The sequence below is a fragment of the Cyclobacterium sp. 1_MG-2023 genome (assembly GCF_030546805.1).
Classification (GTDB): domain Bacteria; phylum Bacteroidota; class Bacteroidia; order Cytophagales; family Cyclobacteriaceae; genus Cyclobacterium.
In genome coordinates this window covers 103,502-119,010 of record NZ_JAUOPC010000010.1, presented here as the reverse complement: position 1 = coordinate 119,010, position 15,509 = coordinate 103,502, and the positions used below count along the sequence as shown (strand labels likewise).

At 37.5% G+C, this 15,509-nt stretch carries 8 protein-coding genes; 7 read left to right on the top strand and 1 reads right to left on the bottom strand.

What is annotated here, in order from left to right; genetic code table 11:
* Positions 1–36: 36 nt before the first annotated feature.
* Complete coding sequence (locus tag Q4534_RS16420) at positions 37–1,131, bottom strand: FecR family protein (protein ID WP_303614234.1); 1,095 nt, start codon at positions 1,129–1,131, stop codon at positions 37–39.
* A 320-nt stretch (positions 1,132–1,451) separates the two neighbouring features.
* Between Q4534_RS16420 and Q4534_RS16415 the strand changes: the two genes are divergently transcribed.
* The 7 genes from Q4534_RS16415 to Q4534_RS16385 all read left to right on the top strand — a co-directional run bounded on the left by Q4534_RS16415 (position 1,452) and on the right by Q4534_RS16385 (position 15,483).
* Entirely contained in the window at positions 1,452–2,063 is a 612-nt protein-coding gene (locus Q4534_RS16415) for an RNA polymerase sigma factor (protein WP_303614233.1), read from the top strand.
* Positions 2,064–2,124: 61 nt separating this feature from the next.
* Positions 2,125–3,180, top strand: a complete 1,056-nt coding sequence (locus Q4534_RS16410) for a FecR family protein (protein WP_303614232.1) — start codon at positions 2,125–2,127, stop codon at positions 3,178–3,180.
* Between the two features lie 154 nt (positions 3,181–3,334).
* On the top strand, positions 3,335–6,730 hold the full coding sequence (locus Q4534_RS16405) for a TonB-dependent receptor (RefSeq protein ID WP_303614231.1): 3,396 nt from the start codon (positions 3,335–3,337) through the stop codon (positions 6,728–6,730).
* A 38-nt stretch (positions 6,731–6,768) separates the two neighbouring features.
* Positions 6,769–8,544 (top strand): RagB/SusD family nutrient uptake outer membrane protein, encoded by a 1,776-nt coding sequence (locus Q4534_RS16400; protein WP_303614230.1) that lies wholly within the window; start codon positions 6,769–6,771, stop codon positions 8,542–8,544.
* A gap of 1,153 nt (positions 8,545–9,697) precedes the next feature.
* Positions 9,698–12,343 (top strand): PQQ-dependent sugar dehydrogenase, encoded by a 2,646-nt coding sequence (locus Q4534_RS16395; protein ID WP_303614229.1) that lies wholly within the window; start codon positions 9,698–9,700, stop codon positions 12,341–12,343.
* 24 nt (positions 12,344–12,367) lie between these two features.
* A complete protein-coding gene (locus Q4534_RS16390; RefSeq protein WP_303614228.1) occupies positions 12,368–13,897 on the top strand; it encodes a BNR-4 repeat-containing protein in 1,530 nt (509 codons plus the stop codon).
* A gap of 296 nt (positions 13,898–14,193) precedes the next feature.
* Positions 14,194–15,483, top strand: a complete 1,290-nt coding sequence (locus Q4534_RS16385; RefSeq protein ID WP_303614227.1) for an exo-alpha-sialidase — start codon at positions 14,194–14,196, stop codon at positions 15,481–15,483.
* Positions 15,484–15,509: the final 26 nt, after the last annotated feature.

Sequence of the window (15,509 nt, the reverse complement as noted above, 5' to 3'; positions counted from 1 at the left end):
TATTAATGCATTTAGTCATTACATAGGCATACTCTTTTAATTAAACTTTAAAGTCACTTTGTCTTTTTTTAAGCTGTATTCAAATCTTGCGGAATGGCTCAAACCTTCCAGCACATTCTCGAGGCTTTGGTCCTTAAATTTACCTGACAATTCTAAATCTGAAGCTGGGCGGTTAATAAAATAAATTTCTACACCGTACCAATTTTCAAGTACTCGCTTGACTTCAAACATGGACACATTTTCAAAAACGATAGCTTTTCTAGTCCATGCCAATATTTTTTCACGGTCAAAAGACATGCTTTTTACATTTTCTTTTTTTAGGTCTATTTCCAACCCCTCTCCTTTTTCCAGCTTAACCCGATGTCCTTCATTTAGATCAATATCTACGGCCACCTTACCCGTTAGCAAAGCAATGTCTACAGGTTCATTTTTATAGGAAGAGATAAGAAAGGATGTTCCAAGAGCAGTAGTAGTAATTGCCCCTGTTTTCACACTAAAAGGCCTTGATTGGTCCTTGGCAACTTCAAAATAGGCTTCTCCTGATAATTCCAAAACACGTCGATTGCTTTCGAAATTCTTGACATATTTTAATGTGCTTCCGGAGTTAAGAATGACTTTTGAACCATCCTGAAGGCTTAGATTGGCTTTTACGCCAGGTGGCGCATAATGTTCGAGCATTTCCACTTTCTCTACTACTTCTTGGGCCTTTTCTTTGGGTAAATTAATACTGATAATAATGGCAAAGGAAAATACTATTGCTAAAATCCCTACCAAGCGGTAAAATTGAGGAATTACTCTTTGGCCATTAGCTCTTTTGTCTCTAGACTGTAGAATTGTGCTTACCGCATTTAATGGAACAGGGTTATTATTTTTTTCTTTAACCACCGTATTTCCAATAGCCTGTTCAATATTACTCCAAGTTTCTTCGATTTTATCAGAAGAAACCCTTGAGGACTTTCTTGACATATTTGCTACTAGTTTCATTGCTAAAGCAATGTCCTCCTCTTTTTTAGGATTTTCATTCAGGTATTTTTCCCAATATTTTTTCGTTGGAGCATCAGGAAAAAGCACCCACTTTTGAAATTCAGGGTCCAAAACAAAATCGGCAATTTTATAATCTCGCTTACACATAGTAGAGTGTTTCAATTAAAGGAGACAGAAGCATACAAAAGTTATCCTCCTTCTAAGAAAAAAAAAGAAAATATTTTCATCCAACTTTATTGCCAAAAAAACACCCCTATATCAAGAACGAATAAAATTTTAAATTACTGTTTATCAATAATTTATACCAAATTACTAAAAAAATATAAAAAAGGAAGGTTACATTTACAGATTATTCTGCTTTGTATTTCAACAACCAAATAGGATATTGTCATTAAATGATCCGACTTTACATTTAAGTCTGATTTTGATAGCTTTTAATGACGATTAACTGAAAAGTAAAACCCAAAATGCCTGAAAAGAGAATCTCACCGGTCTACTTAGCCAAGGAAGAGCGTAATTCTTCGTTTACCAGTTCAATTTTTTCTTCAGAAACTGCTGCATGGGATGCGTTCAGGCAGGGCAATGAATCCGCATTTATCTTTATTTATGAATCTTATTTTGAGACTTTGTTTGCCTATGGATTCAGTATTGTTTCAGATACAAATTTGGTAAAAGATACCTTGCAGGATTTATTCGTAGAGCTCAGGGAAAGGAGGAGAAACCTTGGCAGAACAGATGCCATAAAGTTCTACCTCTTTAAATGCCTCAAAAGAAAACTTATCAGGGAATTGACCAAATGGAGGGGTAAAAGAGAACCGCTTGAGGCCTTGCCGATGGGATTCCAATTCACCCTTTCTTATGAGGCCCAACTAATAGACCGCCAATTGAGCGAGGAGAAAATTACAAAGCTAAATATTGCAGTAGCCGGATTGAGCCCCAGACAAAGAGAAATTATCTATTACAGTTTTTATGAAGGATTTACTTACAGACAGATACAGGAAATGATGGGCTTGGAAAGTCAACAAGCCACAAGAAATTTGATGTATAAGGCCATGCAATACCTAAGGAAATGTATATAGCCAACTTCTGTTTGTCCATAATCATCTAGAAGAAAGACTAAGCACCTATATTTATTTATCTGTGAACACACTGAACAATATCGAAGACTTTTTAACTCACCCGGAGTTCGTCCGGTGGGTTAAAAAGCCTGATAAAGAGTTGAATTCCTATTGGGACCAATGGCGCAAGGCTAATCCCGAGCAATTGCATACCATGCAATTGGCAAAGGAGATTTTACTGAGAACCACATTTCAACCTCCACATTCCCCGTCAGGGTTACAGCAGGAGGTACTTCAAGAAGTGCTTAGACAAAGGAAAAAAAAGGCTAAGCGAACAGAGGTCAAAGAAAAAGAGGAAAAAAAAATAGGAAACCGGTCTTTGTGGAATAGGCTAGGGCAAATAAACAGGGTAGCTGCAATTCTCCTTTTGGCCTTGGCCATTGCCGGGTCATTTGGCTTACTCTCCAAAATGAATTTTATAGTAGAGGAAGAAATGGAGACGGTTGCCACAGTCTTGAAGTTTACCGGTCCGGGAGAGAAATTGCAATTGACATTAGGCGACGGAACCAAGGTATGGGTAAATTCCTCAAGCCAAGTAGAATTTCCAAAAAAATTCACAAAAGATGAACGGATCATCCATCTGAAAGGCGAAGCCTATTTTGAAGTCAAGCGGGATAGTTTAAGACCTTTTAAAGTTAGTACGAATGGATTGACAACGATTGTGCTAGGCACCAGTTTCAATATCAACACCAAAATCCCAGGAAAAATTAAGGTATCTCTCGTAAGTGGAAAAGTTGAAGTAAGTTCTTCCAAAAACCAAACTTCCTTATCCCCGGGTGAGATGTTGGATTACAATAGTTCTGATGGAACCCACAGTGTTGAAGTATTCGATGCAGACAAAGTATTGGCATGGAAAGAAGGGATATTGAAATTCCATAAATCCAGCTTACCTCAAGTAAAGGTGGCCCTGGAAGAATGGTTTGGGGTTAAAATAAAATTACAAAATGCCAATGGGGTTACTTGGGAGTTTTCGGGAACCTATCCTCAGCAGACACTTGAAGAGGTGCTGGAAAGTATGAGCTATATCAAGGGCTTTGATTATCAAATTAAGGGCAAAGAAGCAACCATTAAATTCTAATCATATGAATCACATAGATACTTCATAAAAAAACCGTATAGGAGCTTGCTCCTACACGGCATCAAAAACAACCTGTCCATGGGAATCATTGGGGAATGCACCCTGGCAGGCTGGGCTTACCAAAATCGAATATTTAATAAACCAAGGTAAAATTATGAAAAATAAATTACTAAAGACAATCATTATGTTGTCAAAATGTTTTCTTTATGGTTTTGTATTGCAGACCCTTATGCTCAATCTGGTCATTGCCATGAATGCCAATGGGCAATATAAAACCATAGAAGAGGTTAGGGTCTCTTTATCTGCAGATCAATTAACGCTTGATCGTTTTTTTAGGGAAGTGCAAAGGCAGACACCTTTTAAGTTTTCCTTTGAAAACAGGGATATGGAAAGGAATCTGGACATTAGCTTTGCCAAAAAAGAAGGTTCAGTGATGGACCTCTTAAAAGAAGTATCCATTCAGACTGAATTGTCTTTCCGGCAAATCAACCATGGCATAGATGTACTAAAGAAGGAAGGCAAAGGGAAAGTATTAATTTCAAGTCCTGACCCCATTACCATAAGCGGAACAGTCACTGACGAAAATGGCCAGCCCATTCCGGGCGTCACAGTATCTGTTCCGGGCTCCTCTATAGGTACAGCCACCGACATTGACGGGAAATATTCATTATCTCTTCCTGAAGCGTCTACACTGGTATTTTCATTTATAGGTTTCCAGACCCAGACCGTTGAGGTTGGAAATCAGCGTATCGTGGATATTGTTTTAAATGAAGATATGGCTTCATTAGGTGAAGTCGTTGTCGTTGGTTATGGCTCAGTCAAAAAAAGTGATTTGACAGGGTCAATTGCTTCAATTAAATCTGAAGAAATCAAGGGGCTACCTGTTAGGTCAATTGCTGAATCCATCCAAGGTAGGGTGGCCGGTGTTATGGTTAATAAGAGTAGCGGAAGACCGGGTTCAGGATCGGAAATAATCATTAGAGGTGTAGGGTCTATCAATGGTTTAAGCCCTCTATTTGTTGTTGACGGTGTGATTTCAGGTAACTCACCAACTTTCAATCCTCGTGATGTAGAATCAATTGAAATTATAAAGGATGCCAGTGCAGCTGCAATATATGGTGCTCGAGCTGCCGGTGGAGTAGTTTTGGTGACCACCAAAAGAGGATCTTTTGGTCAGAAAAATAAAATTCAATTCACATCAAATACCGGAGTAAGAAAAATTTCTAATTCGTATAAAATGTTAGAAACTGATGATTACATAAGGGCACGTAATGGAATTGGAGATGATTACGATTTATGGGATGATGCTGATCTCCCAAACACCAATTGGTTTGACGAATTATTTGAAACAGGGATTGAACAGTCTTATCTACTTTCCTTGAGTGGTGGAAGTGAAAAAATAAAATACTACCTGTCTAGTGGCTATGAAAAAGAAGAAGGAATACAAAAAGGCAACTATTGGGAAAGGTATTCAATTCGACTAAATGCAGATTATGCAGTGGCCAAAAATGTAACTTTAGGTCATCAACTATATTTAGCTAAAGTGCAACAGGATCCCTATACCATGGCTTTACCTTGGAGGACTTTACCATACATGGATGTCTATAATGATGATGGGACTTTTGCCGCTGTACCTCCTGTAGTTGAATTCTCAGGGGGAAACCCTATTGCAGAACTGGGGTATCGGCATTACAAAAGCAGGAATCTTTCCGTCAATAGTATTTTCTATTTGAATTGGGAAATAATTCCCGGTTTAAATTTTAGAACAACAGGTTCGGGCTCCTTTGGTTCTGGATATAATGACAATTTTAGTGAAGCAAACCTGCTGAGAAGAGCCCAAACAAATGAAAACTACACTAAATCTTTAAATTATTCTGAGTCATATATTTTAAATTCAACATTAACCTATGAACGTGTATTTGGTGAAAAACACGATTTTAAAATCATGGGTGGTTATGAAGTTAGAAACTCTCATGGAGCCAGCCTTGCTTCTCAGGCGACAGGTTTTCCTGTAAGGGTTGCAGAGTCTTTCGCCTTATCCACTAATAATAACAAGACAGCAAGTGGAGGACTATCTTATGGTAGTTTTTTATCTCAATTTGGAAGGCTAAATTATATGTATGATAGTAAATATATTTTAACTGCAAATGTCAGGAGAGATGGATCTCCTAAATTTGGTCCTCAAAACAGATGGGGTGTATTTCCGTCTGTTTCTGCAGGGTGGAAAATAAATGAAGAGCGATTCTTCAATACCAGTTTCTTTGACCTACTGAAGCCAAGAATCAGCTGGGGAATACTCGGTAATGATAGTGCTCTTGGAAACTTCTTGTATCAACCCTCCTACCAGCAGGTTACCATGCATAGTTTCGATGAAATTGGCAGTGTCGGGGGATTTAATTCCATAAGAGTAGTTAATGAAAATATCAAATGGGAAGAGATTCATTCCACAGATATAGGTATTGACATTGCTATCCTGAATGGTAAGGTTACATTCAATGCTGATTACTATTGGAGGAATACCAAAGACATGATCTATAATTTATCCATCCCTTTATCTTCGGGTATTGGAGGAGTCAATAGAAATCCTAGTTTGATGCCGGTAAATATAGGAAGTATTTTGAATCAAGGATGGGAAATAAGTTCTCAATATCGAAATACCTTAGGTGATTTTAATTTTTCATTAGGTGCAAATCTATCCCATAATGAGAATAAGGTACTTGATCTGGGCTTGCCGACAGCCTATATCTATAGCGGGGGGGCTTGGCCGCTTAGTTCAAATTCAAGGCCTTTTATTACAGAAAATGGTCAACCTGTAGGACAATTGTACGGTTTTATTGCCGATGGGATCATTCAAAGCCAAGAAGAAATTGATGGACTGAATCAGACTGCCTCTGAAATTGCAGGTCAAACTGCATTCTATAACCATCAATATACAGGACCCGGAGACCTTAGGTTTCGTGATCTTGATGGTGATGGAAGGATTACCGCAGAAGATAGGACAGTAATAGGAAATCCTTGGCCTAAATTCCAATACGGATTTAACTTATATATGGAGTGGAAAAATTTTGACTTGAATGCTACAATTATAGGAATTGCCGGAAGAGATGTAATGAATGATGTAAAAGCCTTTGAACAAAACTTTCAGCAGGACTTCCAATCAACTTATGATATTTTTAATGCTTCCTATTTTTTAGGAAATGAATTAACGGATCAACCAAGATTAGGGCTTTTCGATCCTTCAGGTTCAGGTGCTTATATAGAAGACCCTAGTAAGAATTATAGGTATTATTCAACTTATTTGGTAGAGGATGGATCTTACATGAAGATCAAAAACATTTCCATCGGTTATACTTTTCCAAAATCAATTCTTAATAGTGTAGGCATGGATAACCTGAGAATATATTTATCCGGTCAAAACCTATTTACCTTCACCAAATTCACCGGACTCGATCCTGAATTTTCCAATGATGTCAAGAATCATGGACAATATAATACATCTACCTATCCTCAGACCCAGTTGATTTCATTTGGATTGGAATTAGGTCTGTAAGTAATAATTAGATTTTATAAATATTAAATCAATAAGATATGAAATATTTTAATAAAAGATATTGGTTACTAGTAATGCTAATCTCTTGCTCACTATTTGGATGTCAGGATTATCTGGAACTTGAAGACAATACTTCAATTTCCGCAGGTTCTTTCCCAACTACGCTGGAGCATGTAGATTTATTAGTAGCCTCAACTTATGGAGTACAGCATGATTGGGGATTTTTAGGTCACTATTGGCATGGATACGGAATTTTTTGTTTTGACCATACCATTGATTTTCAATGGAAAGGGACAGAAAGCTGGATCGGTATGAGCATTGGAATGGCAGAATTAGGTGATTCAAAACTCGTCAATGAATGGCGAGACTTGTACAGAGGGATTTATTATTCTAATAGTGCTTTGGAAGGTATTAGAAGCTATCGCAGTATTGCTCCAGAGTCAGAATTTGAACGATTGGACCAGTATGAAGGAGAAGCATTGTTTATGAGGGGATTCTATTTGTGGCACCTTCAGGTCTTTTACGGTCAACCCAATTTAGATGGAATGGGAGTTCCGGTGATAACCGAAGTACCAGGTTCTCTTGAATCAATGTCTGTGGGAAGGTCATCTACGATGGAAACCTACCAGGCCATGATTGAAGATTTTAAGAATGCTTCCATTCTATTAGAAGGTCAATTGGATAATCATCGGGCCACAGAATGGTCTGCCAAAGCAGCTTTGGCCAAAGTTTATTTATTTGCAGAAAAATACGATAGTGCAAAAGAAGTTTTGGAGGACTGTATCAACAATAGCGGTAAGTCTCTGGTCCCTTTTGATCATTACAAAAATATGTTTAATGGTGATACTCAGTACGAATATAATTCAGAATCATTTTATGAGGTAGGAAACCGAGCTGAGCCGGAAAAAACGAATAATAACGGATCAAGAGTACAAAATACCGGCTCCTCGGTGACGATTCTTTATACTCCTTTTTATATAGATAGTAATAATGAGAGAAGTGCCATGGGTTATAGCAATCAGTATACCCATGACAAGAATTTAAAGCGTTTTGGCTATAATGATCCGGCCCCATTAACGCAAATTGAAGAGGTTAATGGAGAGTATAAGCTATTAGACAGTTATGTCAGCCAACAGATGGATCGTAGAGCTAATGCTGGTAGGCAGGCTGATGGTCCTGATCCACGTCTCTACGTATCTACTTTACAACCTTTCTTTGATTCAGTAAAAGTTTCTGGTGTAGAATATCCTGTAGCACAAGCAGAGTTTGGAAAATGGTGGCAGATGTCCCCTACCACAGGAATTGACCCAGACACATTCTACGGCTGGCCATTGAAGAAAAATCAATTTCTTGGTGGTACCATATGGGAAACTAGGGCAGTAAATGGAGCCAACTTCTATTTTATCCGATTACCGGATATTTATTTGATGTATGCTGAAGTGATTAAAGATTCAAACCCGACTCTTGCTTTAGAATATATTAATAAAGTTCATAGGAGAGCTTACGGGTATGATCCGGACAGCCCTTCTCCTGTTGATTATGTAAGTTTAACTGACAATACCTTGGCGCCGGCGGACGATCATTTGTCAAATAACCCCCTCTTGTATGAAAGGTGGGCGGAGTTTTTTGGTGAAGCAAAATGGTGGGAAGATATCCGTAGATTACGTCTAGGTGATGAAGAATCTGATTTTTATAAGTCTGTTGCCTCTGGAAGGCAGATTGTTTGGCGAGACGAACATTATGCAATGCCCATTCCTCCTCTGGAGTTTGAATCAAATACAAGTGATGAATTGATACAAAACCCAGGTTACTAAGGCTTGCAAAATTCCAAAACTAACACTGTTCCTAAGCATTTGCCTAAAATGGCGATGCTTAGGAACAGGTTAGTTTAAAATACAATCCTTTTACCCCGCTTTAATGATTTCACTCAATCGCTATTCATTGAATTTAACTTACTTTCAACAACATAGCATTACAAAAAAAATAAAATGTTAAAGTTATATTTATAAATTATGCTAATCTATACTTTAAAAACCAAATAATATATCGCACTAATCGATATATTATTTGGTTTAAACCTGTTCATTAGGTCGAATAATGACCAACTGAAATGTAAAACCCAAAATGCCTGAAAAAAGGAACTCACCGAATTATATAAGCAAGAAGAAGCTTAATTCTTCAGTAACCTATTCACTATTGTCTTTGGTAACTACTGAAAGAAAAATAGTTATTCAAGCGAATAAATCTCCATTAATCTTTAATCACGAATCCTATTTCGGGATACCTTTTACCTATAATTTTAGCATTATTTCAGACCCAGTTTTGCTAAAAAAAACCTTGCTGAATGTATTTGTAGGGCTGAGGGAAAGAAAAATAAACTTTAGAATAACGAACGCCATAAAGTTCTACCTCTTCTAGAAATGTATCTAAGCTATATCTGTTTGCCTATAAAAATTTAGAGCTCCAAATGCTACTAAGAGTGTCATTCGAAGACAGGTTTTGCGATAAGGTTGGTAGTGAGTGGTGTAAACACAAGAAAATATAACTTCTTGGGGTCTAAATCAAAATTTGGCTATGGTGAACCTCTCAGCCGAGAAGCAGGGTTGAAAATAACAACAAAGGGACTGCTTTTGAAGTGATTTCATGACGTAATAGAAGGTGATCAATTCCATATTTCGGGTTAATCTCAGCAAGATAAAGGCAGGAGACACTTCATAAATGATTGGGTTATAGAAAAAACAGAATTATGATATTATCGGAATGACTTGGAATGGATAAAAGAGGCTGTAACAACTTTCCTTAAAGACTATTCCAAGTGATGAATTTGATTTATATGATGTTATTAATTTAAGTGTTCACGACCCGGATAATGAGTAATATTTAAGTTGCATAAATCAAATTAATAGTTCAACACCCATTTTTTCTTTATTACTTATCATTAATGATGAATTAATTACTTATAAAAAAATGAAATATATAAATCTTTTCTTATGCCTTATCGCATTGCTTTCTTTTCAGTGCGGTTCACCTAACTCCTACCATGATGAAAAAAAACCAGATATTAACCGGTTCGAAATTGAACTAGTAGCAGAAAATCTCAATCAACCTATGTCCATGGATGTATTGACTGATGGCCGGATTCTGATTGTCGAAAAAGATGGTGCTGTCAAGGTTTTTGATCCCAATTCACAAATTGTAAGTACCGTTGCTCAAATACCGGTAAACAAAAGGTTTAATCAACCATTTACCACTTCAGGTAAGAAATACGATGCCGATGATGGGATGCATGGTGTTGTTTTAGACCCTGATTTTGACAACAATAAATTTGTATACATGTATTATTCACCTGAAGGTGAAAATGCTAAAAGTGTATTGGCAAGGTACACTTGGAAAGAAAATTCTTTGGATTTGAATTCGGGAAAAATCCTACTTGAATGGTCTACGCAAAGAGAAAGGTGCTGCCATTGGGGAGGAGGAATGATATTCGACAAAGAGGGCAATCTACTTATTGCAATTGGTGATAACTCAGGTTTTAATATTAATGATAAAGATGGGGATTCGCGTAGGACTTCCGGAAACTCTAATGACCTAAGAGGATCAATTCTTCGCATAAAACCTGAAGCAGATGGAACCTACTCCATTCCAGAGGGAAATTTATTTTCTAAAGATATGGAAAAAACCAGACCGGAAATCTATATTATGGGTGTCAGAAACCCTTGGAGGCTAACCTTGGACAGTAAAACCGGCTGGTTATACTGGGGAGAAGTTGGACCAAGTACAGATGAATTTAATCGCGCGAAAGAGGCAGGTTATTTTGGATGGCCTTATTTTATAGCCAACAATCAAAAAAATACTGCGATAAAAACTGAATATGATACAATACAAATTGTAAACAATTCTCAATACAATACAGGATTAGTGGAATTGCCTGCTAACCCAATCCCCTCAATTGCTTGGTATGATCGAAATCCATCAGAGTTATTTCCCATTCCGGGAAGCGGAAGCCTTAGTGCTGTCGGGGGACCATTTTATCGAAAAGCGGATTATAAAAATGCTGAAAGATCTTATCCTGCATATTATGACGGCAAATGGTCTGTTACCGACTATGTTAGGGGATGGATTATGGTCATTGAAGTAGATGATGAAGGCAACTATAATTCTATGGAAGAATTTATGCCGGGAGGTACATTTACAGGGATTAATGATATGGACTTTGCTCCCAATGGGGACTTGTATGTTTTGCAGTATGGGCATGACTCTTATGCACCATACGCAAAAGATGCTAAACTATTTAAGATAAAGTACAATGATGGTAATCGCGAACCTATAGCAAAAGCATCAGCTGATAAAATTTCAGGATCTGTTCCACTGAAAGGAAGGTTACTGACCGAAGGTACAATCGATTATGACAATAATATTAGCCATTATAACTGGGTACTAAGCTCAAAAAGTGCAGCACCCATCGAATTTAGTGAACAAAATCCGGATATAAATATTGAGGTTGCCGGAGTGTACCAAGCTATTCTTACCGTCACTGATGAAGAAGGGGCTATCGACCGAGACACCATTGAAATCACAGCAGGCAATGAACCACCCAAAGTATCAATTGAATTTCCTGAATCTAATAGCAGTTTCTATTTCCCTGGTGATGAAGTTAAATATTCGATAAATATTAGTGATGAAGAAAATCAACAAATCGATAATTCAAAAATTAAAATATGGGCAGATTATCTTCCTGAAGGATTTGAATTACAAAACTTTATAACCAAATTAAAGAACTCACCTATTCAATTCTCAGCAAAATCAATATTGGGTAAGCAGCTTATCAATCAAAATAACTGTACACAATGTCATCGTTTAAATCAAAAAGCTGTTGGTCCTTCATTTAATGAAATTTCAAATCATTACAAGGGCAAAGAAGATGTCTATGCACAATTATCCGAGAAGATTATGGGCGGAACTAAAGGGAAATGGGGCCAAGCTGAAATGCCAGCTAACCCTGCTGTAAGTTTAATAGAGGCTAATGCAATTGTTGATTATATATTAAATTCAACTAACACAACTGAAGATATAACCAGCTTGCCACAAAGTGGTACCTTGAAGGTTACAAATAACGATGATGCGGGATACCTTATTTTTAAAGCAAGCTATACAGACGATGGATGGGGGGAAATATCCCCGTTGAAAACTACCACAGTGGTAGGGTTAAAAAACCCAAGAGTTTTCGTTTCAAGTTATGACAGCACGTCAAACATGCGTTTATATACCCCCCACTTTAAACAGCCTAACCATTTAATCCCAAATGGTAAAACTTCCTTTATTGGATTAAATGATACAGATTTAACTTGTATCACCAAGTTAGGTCTAGATATAATAAATTTCACTAAAATAGAAAAATCAAATTGGAAAATATCACTAATAGCAAACTCTCCAAATGGCGAAATTATAGGTTCATCAATGCTTGACAAATTAAACGAAGATGTTGATAAATTTATTAAAATCCCTATCAAATCAACGATAGGAAAGAAGGATTTATTTATTGTAATTGAAAACAATAACTACCAAAAAGGTATGGAAGTGTTTGAAATAAGAAGCGTCAAGTTTTTCAAATAAAATAAACAATAAAAGCCTAATAACATGTTATTAAATTTAAGACCAAAAAGTACTTTCTATAAAAGTATATTTATATTTCATTTATCTATATTATTTTTTATAGGTGGCTTGAATGCTCAAGAAGAAAAGGTTCAATCTGAAAGTAAATTCCTTGACAATCAAAAGTTAGATGGTTATCGTGGAATTTGGTGGTTTCATCGTCCCATGGAAGATCGCCCTCAATCGCCAAGCTATGGTTCTACTGACTTCAAATACTCCGGCCCCCTTTCTTTTGCTTGGCCACATACTGTAGCTCCAATGGCAGTATATGCTCCTGAAGTGAACAAAACTTTCTTCGTATATGGAGGAGATTCAGGTCCGGAGAATAGATATTTACTAGCTATGGTTTCCTACTATGATCACGATAAACATCGTGTACCAAAACCTACTGTGGTTAGAGATCAACGGGGTGTTGATGATCCTCATGACAATCCAAGTATAACGATAGATGATGAAGGCTACTTATGGGTCTTTGTAGCCGGAAGAGCAAGGCATAGACCAGGTCAGATCTTCCGAAGTAATGAGCCCTATTCTATAGATTCTTTCGAACTAATTATTGAGCGAGAACAAACTTATTCACAAATATGGAGAGTTCCTGAAAAAGGCTTCTTTCATCTTTTCACTTTATATACAGGTGGTAGAGAACTTTATTTCGAGACCAATAAAACCGGTAAAGATTGGAAACCAGAACCCGCTAAACAACTTCAAAAAATAGTTGGATTTGGGGGACATTATCAGGTCAGTAGAGTCAAGGGTGATACAATTGGTACGGCCTTCAATTACCACCCGGAAGGAAATGTTGATAGACGTACTAACTTATACTACCTACAGACCACTGATTTTGGAAAAACATGGACTACTGCCGATGGCACTCCGGTTCAAATTCCTCTTGATGACCGTAATAACCCTGCTTTGATTAATGATTATGAAGCTCAAGGTAAAAATGTATATCCCAATCAACTTTTGTTTGACAAAGAAGGGCGACCAGTTATATTGTACATTACATCCTTTGGCGCTGCTCCTGTGCCTCAGAACGCACCTCGGGCATGGAAAATTAGAAGGTGGACAGGTGAAAAATGGGTTTCACAATATGTGACAGTCTCGGATCACGCTTATGACGAAGGTGCTTTTTATATTCATGATGATAGATGGACTCTAATTGCTCCAGCAGTACCAGGTCCACAGCCGGGTTATAATGGTGGAGAAATTGGGATTTTTGAAACAACCGACCCAGGCAATCCGGACAATGATTTTTGGCAATTGAAAAGGCAAGTTACACGTAACAGTCCATTTAATCATGGATATGTACGTAGACCACATAATCCAAAAGATCCATTTTTTGCCATGTGGGCAGATTCAGACCCTAAAAAAAGCTCCATTTCCCGAATCTTTTTTACTAATTCCAGAGGTGATAGAGTTTACATGCTGCCATATGAAATGGATGAAGATTTTGCTGAACCAATTTTGTTGAACCCTCCTACTCCACCTGAAGGAAAAGATACTTTTAAATACTAAGGACTGTTTAAACCTAAAGTAGATTTAATTACCGTAGACTCCTTATTTTACAGAAATGAGGGTCTACGGTTTTTTTGAGCTACGATGTCCCACTCTATTATTATTTTAATACTAGAAGGAAATAGTTCAATAAAACTCGATTTAACAATAAGGACTCAATGGAATCTAATAATGAATTAAACTTCTAGCATATTAATGTTCCGATAATCTATAAACAGAATAGGGACACCTGTGTATTTTTACTTGATTATTACATAAAACATTTACTTATTACTTTTATAAAACCCCCAATTACAATGACGCTTAATAACTATAAAGAAAATAAGGAACCTGCCAATCGAAGAAAATTCATCAAAAACTCTCTTATCGGTGGCATTACATTTTTAAGTTTACCCATCAATCTCATGGGTTTACAACTGTCAAATGACCCTGTAAAGTATAAACTAAACCTTCAAAGCCCAACAAGATATTTTGACGGTGAAAACTGCTTTGTTCACCCTAGAGCCGGTATAATACCTTTAGCAGGAAAGGGGGGGAACCCTAGGGTGGTTATGACTATGACTAGCCAAGATCTTTCCGGAAGTGATGTATTCAAAGCGGCATACGGCATGCAAACCGATGACTTAGGGAAAACATGGACCAACCCCATGGAGCTAAAGGCGCTTGAGCCACGTTATGAAATTATAGATGGGGTAAGGCGCCCCGTTGCAATAAGTGATTTTTGGCCGGCCTGGCATAAAAAGTCCAAAACATTATTGGGTACCGGACATACAGTAGTTTATACACCGGATTGGAAGGTCTCCAATCCCCGACCACGTGATACCTCCTATTCAATTTATGAGCCTGATTATGGCTGGTCAAACTGGAATAAGCTGGAAATGCCTGCACTTGAAAAGTTCGAAGATTGTGGTGCTGGAAGTGTACAACGGTACGACAAATCGGACGGAACTATCTTGCTACCTGTCTATTATCGTTCCCCTGGTAATGGAACAACTAGTTCAGTCACTGTAATCCGCTGTACTTTCTACAATAAAAAACTGCAATTCCTTGAACAAGGAAATGAATTACATATTGATGTGCCTAGGGGTTATGGAGAACCATCACTTACCCATTTTAAAGGTAATTACTATCTGACCTTACGAAACGATAAGCAAGGATATGTCACCAAAGGTGTGGACGGCCTTAATTTTGAAGAGCCCAAACCATGGACCTTTGATGATGGAGAGGCATTGGGGAATTACAATACCCAGCAACATTGGGTGACTCATAGTGATGGGCTTTTTCTAGTTTATACCCGTAGAGGAGCAGATAATGACCATGTTTTCCGCCACCGTGCCCCTTTATTTATGGCTCAGGTGGATCCCAACAGTTTAAGCGTTATTCGAAAAACAGAAAAAATATTGGTACCTGAACGTGGTGCAAGGCTGGGTAATTTTGGAATTACTGATATTAGTCCAAATGAAACATGGGTCACCGTATCCGAATGGATGCAGCCGAGTGGTGTAGAAAAACATGGGAGTGATGGAAGTATATTTATTGCCCGTATTCATTGGGATCAGCCCAATAAATTATTTGAAATATTGTAATCGATTGAATAAAGGTTCATGTGGTT

What these genes read in the sequence shown, in the direction of transcription:
- Q4534_RS16420 (WP_303614234.1), bottom strand. Translation starts at nt 1,131, where the DNA reads ATGTGTAAGCGAGATTATAAAATTGCCGATTTTGTTTTGGACCCTGAA.
- Q4534_RS16415 (WP_303614233.1), top strand. Translation starts at nt 1,452, where the DNA reads ATGCCTGAAAAGAGAATCTCACCGGTCTACTTAGCCAAGGAAGAGCGT.
- Q4534_RS16405 (WP_303614231.1), top strand. Translation starts at nt 3,335, where the DNA reads ATGAAAAATAAATTACTAAAGACAATCATTATGTTGTCAAAATGTTTT.
- Q4534_RS16400 (WP_303614230.1), top strand. Translation starts at nt 6,769, where the DNA reads ATGAAATATTTTAATAAAAGATATTGGTTACTAGTAATGCTAATCTCT.
- Q4534_RS16395 (WP_303614229.1), top strand. Translation starts at nt 9,698, where the DNA reads ATGAAATATATAAATCTTTTCTTATGCCTTATCGCATTGCTTTCTTTT.
- Q4534_RS16390 (WP_303614228.1), top strand. Translation starts at nt 12,368, where the DNA reads ATGTTATTAAATTTAAGACCAAAAAGTACTTTCTATAAAAGTATATTT.
- Q4534_RS16385 (WP_303614227.1), top strand. Translation starts at nt 14,194, where the DNA reads ATGACGCTTAATAACTATAAAGAAAATAAGGAACCTGCCAATCGAAGA.